Genomic DNA, 15,532 nt, shown 5'->3' on the forward strand with positions numbered 1-15,532 from the left:
GGTCAATTGGTTCTTGCATGGATCGCAATCACTGCGCAACGCGCAGTGCACATGCCAGAGCAAATACCAGACCGATAGGGAGGAAACGACATGACAATCCGCAGAGAGAATCCCGCAAAATTCAACTTTAAAAACATTGCCCGGCGTTCGGTGCTGAAAGGTGCCGTCTCCGGCGCGGCTCTGTTGGCGGCGCCAGCCATCTTTAGTGGCCGCGCGCAGGCCGCCGGCAAGTATATGGATCTTGAATCGCTTCGCGGCGCGAACATCGATTGGCGTCAGGCGGAAGGTGCGAAGATCACTATCGGAGTCATTCCGGCCGGCTACTTCAAGAACCTTGAAGCGGTGCTGCCCGACTTTGCGGAGCTGACCGGCATCGACGCCAGACTGGAAATGACGCCTCCGGGTCAGATCCGCCAGAAAGCGGTTCTGGATCTTTCATCCGGTACGGGTACCTGGGCAAGCCATGCCGCCGATCCGATGTATTACCCGCTTTATGTCGCCAACAATTGGGTGGATCCGCTGGACGGGTATCTCGGAAACGGCAAACTGACGGACAACAGCTGGTTCCAATACGAAGATATTCTGGCCGGTTGGCGCGGCGTCACCTCGGTCGATGGAAAACCCTACGGGATTCCCTTCGACGGCGAGGCGACCATCCAGGTTTACCGGAAGGATGTTTACGACAAGCTGGGCCTGAAACCTGCAGAGACCTTCGAGCAGTTCATGTCCAATGCCGAGAAGGCACACGATCCCGACAATCGGCTCTGGGGATCGGCCCTGCGTGGCTTCCGCGGTGCTGGCCAGAATATGTACATCTATCCCTCCATCTTCCGTGCGTTCGGCGGGGAGTGGTTCGATTCCAGTGGTAGGATGGTGGTCAACGGACCGGAAGCGGTCGCGGCCCTGGAGTGGTACGTCAAACTCCTGAACAACTACTCTCCTCAAGGTGTGGAGAACTGGAACTGGCCTGACATCGCCGATGCCTTTGGCCAGGGGACGGTGGCATCCTATATCGATGCGCATGGTTCGGCGGCCATCATAGCCAATCCGGAAAAATCCAAAGTGGTCGGCAAGATCGGGTTTGCCCGCTGGCCGAAAGGGCCATCCGGTAAGCGCGTCACCTCCATCTGGAACTGGAGCTTTCCGATCAATGCGGCCCTGTCGGACAAGGATAAAGCGGCGACCTGGCTGTTTATTCAATGGGCGGCCTCCAAGGAAACCCAGGCGGCAACCTCTTATGCCTTCCCGGGTGCTTACAAGCGTACAGGCGCAAACCGGACGTCGGTTTGGGGCTTGGATGAGTACAAGGCCGTTCTCAGCGCTGCCGGTGACAATTATATCGCCGCCACCACGGAATCCTTCGCCGAGGATACCGATGTGGAATGGCGTCCGCGCCTGCCGCAGTGGCCGGCAGTGGGTGACACCATGGCGACGGCGATCCAATCGAGCCTTGTCGGACAGTCCAGTGTGACCGAGGCGCTCAATGAGGCCCAACGTAAGATCGATGCCGTCCTGAAGGGCTGACGGTGCAGTTACCTCCCAAGGTCGGGATTGGGCGCCAGCGGAGCGGTCTGTTTACCGGTGAACGGGGTTTTGCCCTGCTCATGGTAAGCCCCGGTCTGCTGGTGCTCATTCTCACGACGACCTTTCCGCTTGCCTATCTGATCTGGAGTTCGTTCCAGAACATCAACCTGGCGATGCCGTTTCTCGACGGCTTTGCCGGTTTGGACAATTACCGGAACATGATGAGCGATGGCCGCTACTGGCACGCTCAGCAATTAACCGCCATCTACACCATCTCTTCGGTTTTTCTGCAGATCGCCATCGGTCTGGGTCTGGCGCTTTTGGTCATGCAGATTCCGGCAGGTCAGTGGCTTTTCAGGATCATGGCCATTCTGCCGATCGTTCTGGCACCGGTCGTTGTGGGCCTGTTCTGGCGGACGCTGATGCTGGCGCCGGAATTCGGAATCGTCGACTTTATCGTCCGGGTGCTAGGGTTCGGATCGGTCAACTGGCTCGGCTCGCCGACGCCTGCGTTGATATCGGTGATCATTATTCACACCTGGCAATGGACGCCCTTTGCCTTTCTGGTTTTGCTCGCCAGTCTCGCGTCGCTGCCGCCGGATATCTACGAAGCCGCGCGGATCGACAAAGCCAACGCCTTTCAACGATTCATCCACATCACGCTGCCGCTGATCCGTCCGGCAATCATCATTGTGGTCATCATGCGTTCCATGATCGCGCTGTCGGCTTTCGCGGCGATCTTTGCTGCGACAGGCGGAGGGCCGGGGACGGCTTCCGAAATTCTCAACCTCTATGCCTACAAGACTTCCTTCGTCGAATTGAACTTCGGTTATGGTTCGGCGCTCGCCGTGTCGCTTTTGATCATCACGCTTGGCGTGTCGGGTATTCTGTTCCACCTGCGCACCGCAAAGCGCAATTGAGGGCGACAGGAATGACATCTCGCGCCTCAACCAAGTATACGCGCAATGCCATCTGGTTCGTGGCGGGCGGGCTACTCCTCTTCGTCTGGGTGATTCCGCTGATTTGGGCGGTTATCGTGTCCCTGAAATCGGAATCGGAGGTGCTGGCCTATCCACCCAGCATCTTCTTCGAACCAACGCTCCAGAATTACAGGGATGCGCTTTTCGGTGGCGTCTCAATCCTACCGAGCCTGGGAACCAGTATGATCGTTTCGACCGCAACGACGGTCCTGACCATCGTGATTGCGGTCCCCGCTGCCTATGCCTTTGCGCGGCTGAATCTGCGTGGCAAGAAGTGGCTCGGCTTCTATACGCTGGCGACGCAGATGGTACCGCCGGTCGGTCTGGTCATTCCCTACTTTCTGATCCTCAATAAGGTCGGCTGGCTCGACAGCTATCAGGGAATGGTGACTGTTTATCTGACCTTCTCCCTGCCTTTCGCGATCTGGCTGCTGGTCTCCTACATGGAGGACATACCCTGGGAGATGGAGGAGGCAGCCTTTCTCGATAAGGCAAACCGCTTCCAGACGCTTTGGTATGTGATCCTGCCACAGGTGCGCGGCGGTATCGCGGTGACCGTTATCTTCATATTCCTCAATGCCTGGAATGAGTTCCTGTTTGCGGTCCAGTTGGGCGGGAACACGGTGCGGCCGGTCACGGTGGCCATGTACAACTTCGTGTCGGTCGAGCAGACGCTCTGGGCCAAGCTGAGCGCCGCTGCGCTCGTCGCCATGGTGCCGATGATCATTATTGGAATCGCTGCGCAAAAGCAGATCGTCAAGGGACTGACGGTCGGCGCAGTGAAGGGTGGGGGACGCCGGTGAACCAGGCAAGTGACAATCGGGGCAGGGTGACTCTGCGCGGCATTAGAAAGAGCTTCGGCAGCTTTGAAGCCCTGAAGGGTGTCGATCTGGATATCGAGGCGGTCGAATTTTTTGCCCTCCTGGGGCCGTCCGGATCGGGCAAGACGACCACACTACGTGTTCTTGCCGGGCTGGAAACGCCGGACGAAGGTGTGATGACCTTGGACGATGCCGACGTCACCTACGCCCAGCCGGGCGAACGCGACGTGGCCATGGTGTTCCAGAACTACGCCCTCTATCCGCATATGACCCTGGAGGCCAACATCGGCTTTCCCCTGAAGATGGACGGTGTGCCGAAGGATCAAATTCCGGGCCTGGTTCGCGAGGCGGCGGCCAAGGTAAAAATCGACCACTTGCTGCATCGCAGACCTGGACAATTGAGCGGCGGTCAGCAACAGCGCTGCGCGCTGGCACGCGCCATTGTCCGCCAGCCCCGGTTGTTCCTTCTCGACGAACCGCTGTCGAACCTGGATGCGCAGTTACGACTCGAAACCCGCGTCGAGCTGAAGAAACTCCAGAGGTCCCTGGATGTCACCACCGTATATGTGACCCACGATCAGGAAGAAGCCATGACGATCGCCGATCGGATGGCGGTCTTTCTGGATGGCAATATCGCACAGGTCGGAACGCCGGAAGAGGTTTTCAACACCCCGCGCAATGTCGACGTTGCAGCCTTCATCGGCAGTCCACCCATGAACATACTCAAAGGGCATCTCGACGGCACGAAGGTGTCGATCGGGGATTATGCCTTCAATCTTCCTGCAGCGGTTGCGCGTTCTCCGGGTGAAGTCGTGGTTGGTATCCGACCCAGCCATATTGCCATTGCGCAGGAGGGGCTGCCTGCAAGCCTGTACCTTTCGGAGAACCTCGGCGAGAGCATGCTGCTGAACTTCGATGTCGGGGACCAGCTCGTCAAGGTGCGCCTGCCGGAGGTTTGCCGCTTTGCCGATAACGAGACCGTGCGCCTGAAGTTCGATCCGGGCCATGTCCATTTGTTCGATCCGCAAAGCGGGACACGGATCGACTAGTACTGCCGTGACTGTCCCTGTTTCGTCCAGTGGATGGAGCAGAAAGTTGCGGAGAGCTCAACTGTATAAGGGCGAGAACCATGAAAGCCGTATTTCTTCTTTTTGATTCTCTCAATCGTCTGATGCTCGAACCTTACGGCTGCACGATCCTGGAAACGCCGAACTTCCGGCGCTTGGCGGAACGGAGCGTCACCTTTGACAAGCACTACATCGGCTCCATGCCCTGCATGCCTGCCCGCCGTGACATGCAGTCCGGGCGACACAGTTTTCTGCATCGTTCATGGGGACCTCTGGAACCCTTCGACAATTCCTTCCCCGAACTGCTTAAGGGCGCAGACGCATACTCCCATCTGGTCTCCGACCATTATCACTACTGGGAAGACGGCGGCGCGACCTATCACTCCCGCTACAATTCTTTCGAGTTCGTGCGTGGTCAGGAATCAGATCCCTGGAAGGTATTGTTGACTTCGCCGATCGAGCGCATTCAGGAAAAGTATCACCAGAGCCAGAACGACCTGACATCGAAGCAAAATCCCTACAACTATATGATCAACCGGGAATTCATTAAGGAGGAGAGCGACTTTCCGTCGGTACAGTGTTTTAAGGCCGGGTTCGAGTTCCTCGACATAAACCGGGCAGCGGACAACTGGCTGCTTCAGATAGAAACTTTCGATCCGCACGAACCCTTCTTTGCGCCTGAAAGATGCCGTGAAAAGTTCAAAACCGATTATGATGGCCCCATCCTCGACTGGCCGCGTTACGAGCGGGTCACGGAGCCCCAGGACGAGATCGACGAGTTGCGCGCCAACTATTTTGCGCTCCTCAGCCTCTGTGACGATCTCCTGGGCCGGTTCCTGGATTACTTCGATGCCAACAATATGTGGGAGGACACCGCACTGATCGTGACGACCGATCATGGCTTCCTGCTGGGCGAGCACGATTGGTGGGCCAAGAACCGCATGCCGCTCTACGAAGAGATTTCCCACATACCGTTGTTCATCCATCATCCGGATCATGCCTCCAAGGCGGGTCAGCGGCGCCAGAGTCTGACACAGACGATTGATCTGATGCCGACCTTCTGCGATCTCTTCGGCGCTGAAGTTCCTGACGAGGTGCAGGGGAGGTCATTGTTACCGCTGCTCGAAGGCGACAACTCGGACAGATCGGCCGCCATATTCGGCTATTGGGGCGGTGGCATCAATGTCGTGGACGGGCGCTACACCTACTTTTGTTATCCGAAGGACATGCGCAATCAGGAGCTCTATCAATACACGCTGATGCCGATGCATATGACAAAGATGTTCACGGTGGAGGAGCTAAAAAGTGCGAGCCTCGTGGGGCCTTTCGATTTCACGAAAGGCGTACCGCTGTTACGCATTGCCCATAAGTCGAAGGCAGACACCAAGACCCACTCCTACCATTTTCCCGAGAAGATGGAGGATACCAATACGGTGCTCTACGACCTTGAGTCCGACCCTGGTCAAACCACACCGTTGAAGGATCAAGCGGTGATCGACCGGCTCAATAACGAATTGTTTCGCCTGATGGCCGAAACCGATGCGCCGCCGGAAGCCGTTCAACGCATGCGGGAGAGCCTTCTCGGTAACTGAGGCAAATATTCAATCGCCGAAGGCACCACCGGTCAGCAAGTGCCGCACCTGGGCGCGGTATTCCTGATCCCAGACCACCCGTTCCAGATCGATATCGTCCAGCGATGTCGCGATCGGTTCGATCAGGTTGCCGAGCGGGAGACGGGCTCCGGCATCGCACTGAGGCTGGTTCAGGGAAATTAAGTTCTGCATAGCTTGTCTTTGCTCGCTTTTCGGCCTGTTTCGTTCGTCCATGTTGGCCAGATTGGCGGGCGACTTAGGCCTGATTTAGGCTCGGGCGCGGGATAATCAGGCGGGAATAGGGCATAACAGGGGCAAGGTTAAAGAGGGACAGCGCGGAGCTTCCGCAGGGCAGCCATGCAGAGCAGCCGCTTGTTCCTCTATCTCCACGCGTGTATAGCCGAGGGGTGCCGGTTTCTGAAATCGGGCGTCAATAATCCATGAACCGCTAGGGATGATCGACTGTGACAAAGGCCTCCGCCCAACTTTCGCTGGTTTTTTCCTGCATCGGGCACGCCTTCGTTCATCTCTTCATGGCCCTTTATTTTGTCGTCGTTCTTGCGATCGAGATCGACTGGTCGATCCCCTATCATGATCTGATCGGGCTTTGGACGGTGGGTTCGATCCTGGTTGGTGTTTGCGCCATTCCAGCAGGTTGGATTGCCGACCGTTGGTCAGCGCCAGGCATGATGGTGATCTATTACTTCGGGCTTGGTGGTGCTGCGATTGTCTGCAGTTTCATGGATGCGCCGCTTGCCCTGGCGATTGGTCTCGCCGCAATCGGTATCTTTGCTGCAATCTATCATCCGGTCGGCATCGCCTGGTTGGTCCGCAATGCCGAATCCCGCGGCAAGGCCCTGGGGATCAACGGTATCTTCGGTGGTTTGGGTGTCGCCGGCGCGGGTTTAATCGCAGGCTTCCTGATCGATACACATTCCTGGCGCGCCGCCTTCTTTGTTCCCGGTGTGGCCTGTGTCGCCACTGGTCTGGCACTGTGGTACTGCGTTCATCGAGGCCTGGTGGCCGACGATGGCGAGGACCGGGTCAAGAGCGAGCCGGTGAATCGTGGCGATATGCTGCGTGTATTCGTTATTTTGCTGATGACCATGCTGTTGACCGGGCTGCTTTATCAGTCGACCCAGGTTTCCCTGCCCAAGGTCTTCGATCTGCGCCTGCGGGATATCGCCGGAGACGGTGTGTTCGGAATCGGGACAGCCATTGCGGCGGTCTATACCATCAGCGCGGTGATGCAGGTTTATGGCGGTCATCTCGCCGATCGCTATCCCCTGAAGCCGATTTATGTCGGCGCCTTCCTGCTGCAGGTACCATTGCTGGTGGCGGTCGGCGTCTTTTCGGGATTGCCGCTCATTGTGGTCGCGATGTTTGCGGTTCTGGTCAACGTCGCGGCATTGCCGGCGGAAAATATGTTGCTGGCGCGCTATGCCCCCCAGAAACACCGGAGCCTGGCTTTCGGCATTAAATTCGTTCTGGCCTTCTCCATTGCCCCGGTGGCATTGCAACTGGTTGCCTTTGTGCAGGAGGACACCGGCGAATTCGTGTGGCTCTACTATATCCTGGGCGGTGCTGCGCTGGTCGCCTGTCTGGCGGCGCTCATGCTGCCGCGCGATCGTGGGACTGTGGCCGAGCAGTCAGTTGCGTCAGTTCCGGCTGAATAGACGACCATCCCATGGCGACTCAATTGCTGGCAGCGCGTAACGCCTGATCCAGGTCCGCGGTGATGTCGTCGATGGTCTCCAGACCGACCGAAAGACGAATGACATCCGGGCCGGCACCGGCAGCGATGCGTTGTTCTTCGGTCAGTTGGCGGTGAGTGGTCGAGGCCGGGTGTAGTATCAGAGACTTGGCGTCACCAATATTGGCCAGGTGCGAGAAGATTTCGCAATTGTCGACCACCTTGATTCCGACATCGTAGCCACCCTTTACGCCGAAGGTGAAGACCGCGCCGGCGCCCTTGGGCATGTACTTGCGTGCCAGCTCATAATAAGGGCTTGAAGGCAGCGCCGCAGAGGAAACCCAGGCGACATTCGGATGACTTTCCAGGAACTCGGCGACCTTTCGCGCGTTTTCACAATGCCGCTCCATTCGTAGCGCCAGGGTTTCGCAACCCAACAACGTATGAAAGGCGTTCATAGGGGCCATGGTGGAGCCAAGATCACGCAGGCCAACGGCATGAGCATGAGTGGTGAAGGCCATGTCGCCAAAACTCTCGTAGAAGTTCAAGCCATGATAGGCTGGTTCCGGTGCAGCCAGACCGGTGAACTTGTCATTTTGCGCCCAGTTGAACCTTCCACTGTCGACCACGCATCCGCCCACGGAAGTACCGTTACCGGATAGAAACTTGGTCGTGGAGTGAACCACAAGATCGGCACCCCATTCGAAAGGCCGGCAAAGGTAGGGCGTGGCCATGGTGTTGTCGACGATCAGCGGAACTCCCGCATCGCGCGCGATTTCAGAGAGCGACTCAAGGTCACTGACCACGCCGCCGGGATTTGCCAGGCTTTCGACAAAGATTGCCTTGCAGTTTGGCGTTAGCGCATTGCGGACGTTTTCCGGATCGTCGACGTCGACGAACGTGGCCTGCCAGTCGAATTTCTTGAAGGTCTTTCCGAACTGAGTGATCGAGCCGCCGTAAAGCCGGTTCGAGGCGATGAAGCTGTCGCCTGGTTCCATGATGGCAAAGAAGGTCAGAATCTGGGCGGCATGTCCCGAAGCGCAGCAGGTGGCACCGCGTCCATCTTCCAGGTTAGCGATGCGCTCTTCCAGTACCGCAACAGTCGGATTGGTCAGGCGTGAATAGATGAAGCCGAAAGTTTGTAGATTGAAGAGCGAGGCTGCGTGGTCGGCATCGTGGAAGACGTAGGAAGTATTCTGGTGGATGGGAGTTTGCCGGGCGCCGGTGATTGGTTCAGGTTGGGCACCGGCATGGATCATACGGGTTTCGAAGCCGTAGTTCTGGGATTTGTCGTTGATCGGTTTTGGGCTCATCCGATGCGTACCTTACGGCGCTTGGCGGTGATGACTTTGGAGTTGAAACCACCCCAGGAGAGTTCGCAGTTGAGGCGGCCGAACTCGATTTTGGGGCAGCGATCCATGATGACCTGCAGTCCGGCGGCTTCAGCCCGTAGTGCTGCCGCATCGTTGCGAACCGTAAGCTGCATCCAAACCAGTTTAATGTTCTTTGAATCTTTCAAGTCGATGGCTTCGTCCGTGATCGCACCGGCGACTTCGGAGTTACGGAAGATGTCCACCATATCGTAGTTGTCAGGAATCTCCGCCAGCGAGGCATAAACCTTCTCGCCAAGAATCTCCGTACCTGCCGCACGCGGGTTCACCGGGTAGATGCGGTAGCCTTTTTCCTGGAGGTATTTCATTACGAAATAGCTGGGACGATTCCAATTGGGACTTGCACCGACAAGCGCCACAGCCTTGATACTGTTTAACTGACGGCGCAGATAGGCGTCGCTGTAGCTATCGTGATTGTCAATTCCGCCCATTGTTACTCGCCGGTCCAAGTGGGCTCGCGTTTCTCGATGAAGGCATCGATGCCTTCTTCGGCATCGCGGGCCAGCATGTTGATGGTCATGACCTCGCTGGTGTAGCTGTAGGCCTGCTCCAGATCCATTTCGATCTGACGGTAATAGGCTTCTTTGCCGATCTTGAGCGTAAGCGGCGACTTACCGGCCACTTTCTGTGCGTAGTCGAGTACCACGCGGTCCAGTTCTTCTTCAGCAACTGCCTTATTGATCAGTCCAATCTGTTCAGCCTTTGCGGCATCGATACCTTCACCGGTCAGCAGCATCTCCATTGCCGTCTTACGCGGGACCGCGCGGGAAAGGGCGACCATGGGGGTGGAGCAAAAAAGCCCTATGTTGACACCCGGTGTGGCGAAGTGAGCGCTGTGGGAGGCCACGGCCAGATCACAGGTGGCGACCAACTGGCAACCGGCTGCAGTGGCAATACCGTGAACCTTGGCGATTACCGGTTGGGGCAGGCGGGCAATCGACAGCATCATCTTGCTGCAATGTTTGAAGACAGCCTCGAAATAGGCCCGTTTGTCGTCCGCGCCGCCAGCCGCTCGCATCTCTTTGAGATCGTGACCGGCACAGAAGCCTTTGCCGGCTGCTTCCAGGATGACGATCTTGACCGAACGGTCTTCGCGCAGATTATCCAGTGCCTTCTGGACTTCCGTCATTAACCCGGTTGAGAGCGCGTTGTACTGCTTTGGCCGGTTCAGCGTCAGTGTTGCGATCCCGTCAGCGTCAGAGCGTAGTAAAATTGCGGCATCATCCATCGTTGTTGCGGGGCTTTCAGGTGCTGTGACTGCGCTCATGGGATCAAAGAGCCTCCGGTAGCTTTTCGTTGAATTTCTGCGGCCTGTTTCGACTAATTCTACTCACTATTCCTTCTCGCGACGGTGAAGTCCAGCCGCATTCTGCGCTCTGGGAAATCGTAGATTTCTACGCTAGGAAGAGGCCCAGGCCTCAATAAGATCTGCACAGCTTGCCGCCCTTAAAGGCGGGCGCGGCAGGGGCGGGGCGCTATCGATCCAAGCCGGATAGAGCGCATGGACAAGCCCGGGCTCCTCGGTGTCTTCCTCAAGCATTTTGCGTTCTTGAACTTGCGGATTCTGTGCCAGTTGCTCCACTTCTGTGACAGCATGGAAACAGCAGTCGACCGGATCAAGAAGGCTTTGCCACTGCGCTAGATCCTGTGTCGCGATGACCCCACTGACATCAGCAATCAGGGAACTCTGCGGGCTTTCTTCGTCTTGCCGGACAATCCATTCGCGCCGGTCAAGGGCAGAGCAAAAGTTGGCCCAGAACTTGGGCTCGATAGCGCCGAGACTGATAAAACCTCCGTCCCGGGTTCGATATATCTGATAACAGGCATAACCACCGTTGAGCATATTTCTCTCTCGTTCCGGACGATGACTGTAACTCTTGGACGCGGAAAGATTCATGCCCTGCCAGGCGAGCACGGATTCTGCGATGCTCATGTCGAGGTGACATCCCGTTCCGCTGCGTTCGCGTCCGAAAAGGGCGGCGAGCACAGCAGAAGCAGCTTGGCTGCCGCTAGCGAAGTCAGCGACCGGCGGCGCTGCAGTTACGGGACGCTCTGCCGTTCCGGAGGCGGCCAGACCGCCAGCCAGGGCCATGTAATTGATATCGTGGCCTGCGCGCCCCCTGTAGGGGCCAGTCTGACCGAACCCGGAAAGTGCACAATAAATCAGGCGGGGGTTTAATTCTTTGAGCCGGTCAGGCGAAAATCCGAGGCGTTCGAGCGTGCCGGGACGAAAGGATTCGATCAAGATGTCTGCTTTTGAAACCAGAGCGCAGAAATCACTCTTTCCCGCTTCTGATTTGAGGTCGAGCGTTGTGAGCGTCTTGCCGGCGTTAATCCCTTTATAAAAGAGAGACACGCCGTCGCTGCCCAGAGGCCCGAAACCTCGCATTGGATCGCCGGCTGGGGCTTCGAGTTTGATTACCTCGGCTCCCATGTCGCGCAGAATTTGTGCGCAGTAGGGGCCTGGCAGAAACTGCCCGAGATCGAGAACGCGGATACCATTCAAAAATCCGGTCATGGTCCGCAGTTTCTCCCCGCCACTTCAGTTGATGCGTCCCAAACGATTGTTTGGTATGCATCAGGAGCACCCGAGTCCGCAAGGACGTTAGGGGCAGGTATCGGTTTGTCAGCGCTTGTTTCGAAGCGGTATCAGGTTGGATAAAAACTGTGGATGAAGAGAAAGAGACAGAATGGCGCTTATCACCGCTGAGGAGATTTTCGAGATCTGCCGTGCCGAGATGCCGCTGGTGTTGGATCTGGGTCTCGAGATCGAGGAAATCGGCGAAGGACGGTGCCGGGTACGGCAGCCTTACCGTGCAGCCTTCGTGCGTCCGGGCGGCACCATCAGCGGCCCAACCATGATGGGGCTTGCGGATTGCGCCATGTGGATCGCCGTGATGTCCGTCGTCGGCAAAGCAGAGATGGCGGTCACCGCTAGCCTGAACATTAACTTTCTAAAACGCCCCAAACCTGTGGCATTGATCGCGGAATGCCGGGTTCTCAAATCAGGTAGGCGCCTGGCTTATGGTGAAATATCTCTGTTTTCGGAAGGCGAGGAAGAAGAGGGCCCGGTTGCGCACGTCACCTGCACCTATTCGCTGCCTCCTCGAGGCGCGCCGTGATACTGGAATTCTAATGTCGAAACGGTATCTCTGTAATGGCAGGATACGATAAAAGAACTATATTCCATATAGTTAGAGGGCGATTTACTTTCTTGATTCCTTTCTTCCAGGACCATCGCCCTCAGCCTGTTGACACTGATTCCTTGAGGTATTTGCCTGCGTGTCGAAATTTAGCTTAATATCAGATGGTTAGATGTGCGGTATTATAATACCGTTATTGTAAAATATTCGAAAAACACACTTTTTCGGCGTTGACAGCCCCTCATCCCTGAATTAGAAACCGCCGCGTTATGGACGGGCTGTGCCCGTGCGTTCAATTTCTCTGTTGTGTGAAGCCTTTTGGTTTATTCGAAACCGTATGGGTGTTCACGATGAGTGGATGAAACGATGAAAACCTATTCAGCCAAACCGGCGGATATCGAGAAAAAGTGGATCGTCATTGACGCCGATGGTGTCGTGCTCGGTCGCTTGGCCGTCGAAATCGCCCGGATCCTGCGCGGCAAGAACAAGCCGACTTATACTCCTCATATGGATTGCGGCGACAACGTCATCGTGATCAACGCCGAGAAGATCAAACTGACTGGCAAGAAGCTCACTGATAAGACCTATTACTGGCACACCGGTCACCCCGGTGGGATTAAGCAGCGGACCGCTGGTCAAATCCTGGCCGGAGCCCATCCTGAGCGGGTGGTATCCAAAGCCGTCGAGCGCATGGTCCCACGCGGACCCCTCGGTCGCCAGCAGATGAAAAACCTGCGTGTCTATGCTGGAACAGAGCATCCGCATGAAGCGCAGAACCCGGTCGTTCTGGACTTCGCGTCGCAGAACCCGAAGAACAAGAGGAGCGCGTAAGTCATGGCCGAGGAAACTCAGACCCTGACCGATTTGAGCCAGCTTGGCGAGGTCGCCACGGCGGAAGCGGCAGTCGAAACGACGGCAGAACCCAAAAAGGACGCGCAGGGCCGCTCCTACGCGACCGGCAAGCGGAAAGATGCGGTTGCCCGTGTCTGGATCAAAGCCGGCAGCGGTAAAGTCACCGTCAATGGCCGCGATCAGGAGCAGTACTTTGCCCGCGCAGTGCTGCGGATGATGATCGAGCAGCCTTTCACGGTTACCGACCGTTCCAATCAGTTCGACGTGATTTGCACCGTTGCTGGCGGTGGTCTCTCAGGACAGGCCGGTGCAGTACGTCACGGTATCTCCAAGGCTTTGATCCTGTTCGAGCCGGGCCTGCGTCCGGTTCTGAAGGCAGGTGGCTTCCTGACCCGTGATTCGCGTGTTGTTGAACGTAAGAAGTACGGTCGCGCGAAAGCACGCCGGAGCTTCCAGTTCTCCAAGCGTTAATCCGCTTAGGGCATACAAGTCTGTTAAAGCGGGGGAGTGGCATGTTGTCGCTCCCCCGTTTTGCGTTTGGCGATTGCCTGGTTGTTCCACTAGATTCGCCTGACTATGACAGTCAGGAAAACCAAACTGCCAGACGACAGTGGCCTACGGCGCTTTGTAGAAGCGGGCGACTTTCTGGATTGTTACACCGTTGACACCAAGCAGACGGAACTGTCGATCGCTGAAATCACGCAGCGGATCTTCATCGGAGCACCAAGATGGGTTGAGCTGCTGCTTGCGCTGCGGGACCTGGGCGTCAGACCTTTCGGTCTGAAGACGACGGCGCGGCTGCCGACGGATAATTCGATAAGGAAGAGTGTTCAACCGGGAGAAGCCGTCAGCTTCTTCTGTGTGCACAGTATCAGCGACAATGAGATCATCGTTGGCGAGGACGATAAGCATCTCGATTTCAGGATCTCGGTTTTTCGCGCGAGCAGGAACTCCAGCAAAATTTCTCTCGCCACCTGGGTGCACACGCACAATCGGCTTGGCCGGATCTACCTCCGCATGATTCTGCGATTTCACGTTCTGATCGTGAATGCGCGCCTTGCCGCGCTGCCAAGGGAACTCGCCTGAATCAAGGGGAGTCAGATACTATAGAAACACTCTGAATTTGCGGTTGTTACCAGGATGAACAGCACATTCGAATGTCTTGGTCCAGATCACTGGCAGGTCTTCAAAGCTTTGAGATTTGAGATGTTGTCCGAATCTCCCTCAGCCTTTGGCTCAAACCTGGAGAAAGAGACGGGATACGACGAAATCAAGTGGCGCAACTTTGTGAAAGCGGTCCACCCGATTGTGTTGAAGGTAAATGGCGAAGTGGCTGGTACGGCCGGTTATCTCTGTCCTGTGGATGACGACCCGACCCTGGCCAAGATGGTGTCCATGTATATTGCGCCGATCTATCGGGGCTATGGTCTTGGCCGCGATCTTGTCGAAGAAACATTATATTGCGTTCGGAAGGAGACTGCGGCACGTCGTGTGGTTCTCAACGTCTTTCCCGGCAACGTAAGCGCAATTCGCCTCTATGAGAGTGTCGGCTTTCGCGCGGCTCAAAATGGACAGGGAATGACAATCGCTGGTAAGGAAGACAGCGAGCTCACGATGGAGCATTTCTTGAACTAAGCTGACGACAAGCTTTCTATCGTGATCAGTTGAGCCAGGGCTTCATGCTATCGTTCAAGACTCGAAACACGACCGAAGCAATAGGGATGACACGACAAAACCCGATCCGAATTGAACTCAAAGACGTTATTCAGATTAGCGTTGCTTCGAACAGAGGCATACCGAATCATCCGCACTTGCCGGCACTTATCTACCCGAAAGCGGTTCTACCAGATACGCTGCCCTATCAGATCAAAGCTCTCTACGCGAGAAATCGCTGGACCAAGGCTTGGGTCTATAGCTTGTTCGATTACCATCACTACCACTATGCGGCACATGAGGTGCTGACGGTGGTTGGCGGCACGGCAATGCTGCAGCTGGGTGGCGAACTCGGCCTATGTAAGGAAGTAACCTCAGGAGACGTCGTCCTTCTGCCCGCGGGCTTCGGCCACAAACTTGTCGATTCGACGCCCGACTTCTCCGTTGTCGGCGCCTATCCTGAGGGCCAGGAGGATATCGGTTACAATCGCGCAGGATCTGATGCAGCGGCGGAGGCACAGATATTGATTGCGGCAACGCCCTTGCCCGATTGCGACCCGATATATGGTTCCGGCAGTCTGTTAGAGGCTTTGTGGGCAGGTCCGCAACGCTAATTGGGAAGTGCCATCCAGTTCGGTCAAATGTCCCGCAGGCATTGGTCGCTTAGCCCATTGTGCAGTTTACACTGGAAAAGACTCGGGTGAGTTAGGTCAAGCACACCAAATTGGCGTGTTACTTCTTGGCGTATTTTCTGTTTTTGATCGGATGGCGTTATCGGGTTTTCCCTGGCTCCGTTCCCGCGTATCGTAACTTATC

At 56.4% G+C, this 15,532-nt stretch carries 17 protein-coding genes; 12 read left to right on the forward strand and 5 right to left on the reverse strand.

The annotated features are described in order from the left end of the window. Positions 1 to 90 precede the first annotated feature (90 nt). The 5 genes from QMZ18_RS25620 (at position 91) to QMZ18_RS25640 (ending at position 5,984) form a co-directional block, all read left to right on the forward strand. Entirely contained in the window at positions 91 to 1,524 is a 1,434-nt protein-coding gene (locus QMZ18_RS25620; RefSeq protein WP_282609217.1) for a sugar ABC transporter substrate-binding protein, read from the forward strand. Positions 1,525 to 1,526: 2 nt separating this feature from the next. Then, positions 1,527 to 2,444: a carbohydrate ABC transporter permease gene (locus QMZ18_RS25625; protein ID WP_282609218.1), complete on the forward strand. Its 918-nt coding sequence runs from the start codon at positions 1,527 to 1,529 to the stop codon at positions 2,442 to 2,444. Positions 2,445 to 2,455: 11 nt separating this feature from the next. Continuing rightward, a complete protein-coding gene (locus tag QMZ18_RS25630) occupies positions 2,456 to 3,307 on the forward strand; it encodes a carbohydrate ABC transporter permease (protein WP_282609219.1) in 852 nt (283 codons plus the stop codon). Then, positions 3,304 to 4,374, forward strand: a complete 1,071-nt coding sequence (locus QMZ18_RS25635; protein WP_282609220.1) for an ABC transporter ATP-binding protein — start codon at positions 3,304 to 3,306, stop codon at positions 4,372 to 4,374. Before QMZ18_RS25630 ends, QMZ18_RS25635 begins: the two co-directional genes overlap by 4 nt. 80 nt (positions 4,375 to 4,454) lie before the next feature. Continuing rightward, positions 4,455 to 5,984 carry a sulfatase gene (locus QMZ18_RS25640; protein ID WP_282609221.1) on the forward strand — a complete coding sequence of 510 codons (1,530 nt, stop codon included), beginning with the start codon at positions 4,455 to 4,457 and terminating at the stop codon, positions 5,982 to 5,984. A gap of 9 nt (positions 5,985 to 5,993) precedes the next feature. On the opposite strand, the gene QMZ18_RS25645 is transcribed toward QMZ18_RS25640, so the two are convergent. Continuing rightward, positions 5,994 to 6,176 (reverse strand): hypothetical protein, encoded by a 183-nt coding sequence (locus QMZ18_RS25645; RefSeq protein ID WP_282609222.1) that lies wholly within the window; start codon positions 6,174 to 6,176, stop codon positions 5,994 to 5,996. A 272-nt stretch (positions 6,177 to 6,448) separates the two neighbouring features. On the opposite strand from QMZ18_RS25645, the gene QMZ18_RS25650 reads away from it, so the two are divergent. Beyond that, positions 6,449 to 7,660: an MFS transporter gene (locus tag QMZ18_RS25650; protein WP_282609223.1), complete on the forward strand. Its 1,212-nt coding sequence runs from the start codon at positions 6,449 to 6,451 to the stop codon at positions 7,658 to 7,660. A gap of 19 nt (positions 7,661 to 7,679) precedes the next feature. On the opposite strand, the gene QMZ18_RS25655 is transcribed toward QMZ18_RS25650, so the two are convergent. The 4 genes from QMZ18_RS25655 to QMZ18_RS25670 form a co-directional block, all read right to left on the reverse strand. Further along, on the reverse strand, positions 7,680 to 8,990 hold the full coding sequence (locus QMZ18_RS25655) for an O-acetylhomoserine aminocarboxypropyltransferase (protein ID WP_282609224.1): 1,311 nt from the start codon (positions 8,988 to 8,990) through the stop codon (positions 7,680 to 7,682). Continuing rightward, complete coding sequence (locus QMZ18_RS25660; RefSeq protein ID WP_282609225.1) at positions 8,987 to 9,499, reverse strand: CoA-binding protein; 513 nt, start codon at positions 9,497 to 9,499, stop codon at positions 8,987 to 8,989. The genes QMZ18_RS25655 and QMZ18_RS25660 overlap by 4 nt, the downstream gene beginning before the upstream one ends. A gap of 2 nt (positions 9,500 to 9,501) precedes the next feature. Next, complete coding sequence (locus QMZ18_RS25665; protein WP_282609227.1) at positions 9,502 to 10,335, reverse strand: enoyl-CoA hydratase; 834 nt, start codon at positions 10,333 to 10,335, stop codon at positions 9,502 to 9,504. A gap of 132 nt (positions 10,336 to 10,467) precedes the next feature. Continuing rightward, positions 10,468 to 11,586 carry a CaiB/BaiF CoA-transferase family protein gene (locus QMZ18_RS25670; RefSeq protein ID WP_282609228.1) on the reverse strand — a complete coding sequence of 373 codons (1,119 nt, stop codon included), beginning with the start codon at positions 11,584 to 11,586 and terminating at the stop codon, positions 10,468 to 10,470. Positions 11,587 to 11,758: 172 nt separating this feature from the next. Between QMZ18_RS25670 and QMZ18_RS25675 the strand changes: the two genes are divergently transcribed. The 6 genes from QMZ18_RS25675 to QMZ18_RS25700 all read left to right on the forward strand — a co-directional run bounded on the left by QMZ18_RS25675 (position 11,759) and on the right by QMZ18_RS25700 (position 15,330). After that, complete coding sequence (locus QMZ18_RS25675) at positions 11,759 to 12,190, forward strand: PaaI family thioesterase (protein WP_282609229.1); 432 nt, start codon at positions 11,759 to 11,761, stop codon at positions 12,188 to 12,190. Positions 12,191 to 12,577: 387 nt separating this feature from the next. After that, positions 12,578 to 13,042 (forward strand): 50S ribosomal protein L13, encoded by a 465-nt coding sequence (gene rplM / locus QMZ18_RS25680; RefSeq protein ID WP_282609230.1) that lies wholly within the window; start codon positions 12,578 to 12,580, stop codon positions 13,040 to 13,042. 3 nt (positions 13,043 to 13,045) lie between these two features. After that, positions 13,046 to 13,534: a 30S ribosomal protein S9 gene (rpsI, locus tag QMZ18_RS25685; protein ID WP_282609231.1), complete on the forward strand. Its 489-nt coding sequence runs from the start codon at positions 13,046 to 13,048 to the stop codon at positions 13,532 to 13,534. A 105-nt stretch (positions 13,535 to 13,639) separates the two neighbouring features. Beyond that, positions 13,640 to 14,149 carry a DUF2867 domain-containing protein gene (locus QMZ18_RS25690; protein ID WP_282609232.1) on the forward strand — a complete coding sequence of 170 codons (510 nt, stop codon included), beginning with the start codon at positions 13,640 to 13,642 and terminating at the stop codon, positions 14,147 to 14,149. A 120-nt stretch (positions 14,150 to 14,269) separates the two neighbouring features. Further along, on the forward strand, positions 14,270 to 14,698 hold the full coding sequence (locus QMZ18_RS25695) for a GNAT family N-acetyltransferase (protein ID WP_282609233.1): 429 nt from the start codon (positions 14,270 to 14,272) through the stop codon (positions 14,696 to 14,698). 86 nt (positions 14,699 to 14,784) lie between these two features. After that, entirely contained in the window at positions 14,785 to 15,330 is a 546-nt protein-coding gene (locus QMZ18_RS25700; RefSeq protein ID WP_282609234.1) for a cupin domain-containing protein, read from the forward strand. The last annotated feature ends 202 nt before the right edge of the window (positions 15,331 to 15,532 follow it).

The organism is Pelagibius sp. Alg239-R121 (assembly GCF_947331435.1).
In the GTDB taxonomy this organism is placed as follows: Bacteria; Pseudomonadota; Alphaproteobacteria; order Kiloniellales; family Kiloniellaceae; genus Denitrobaculum.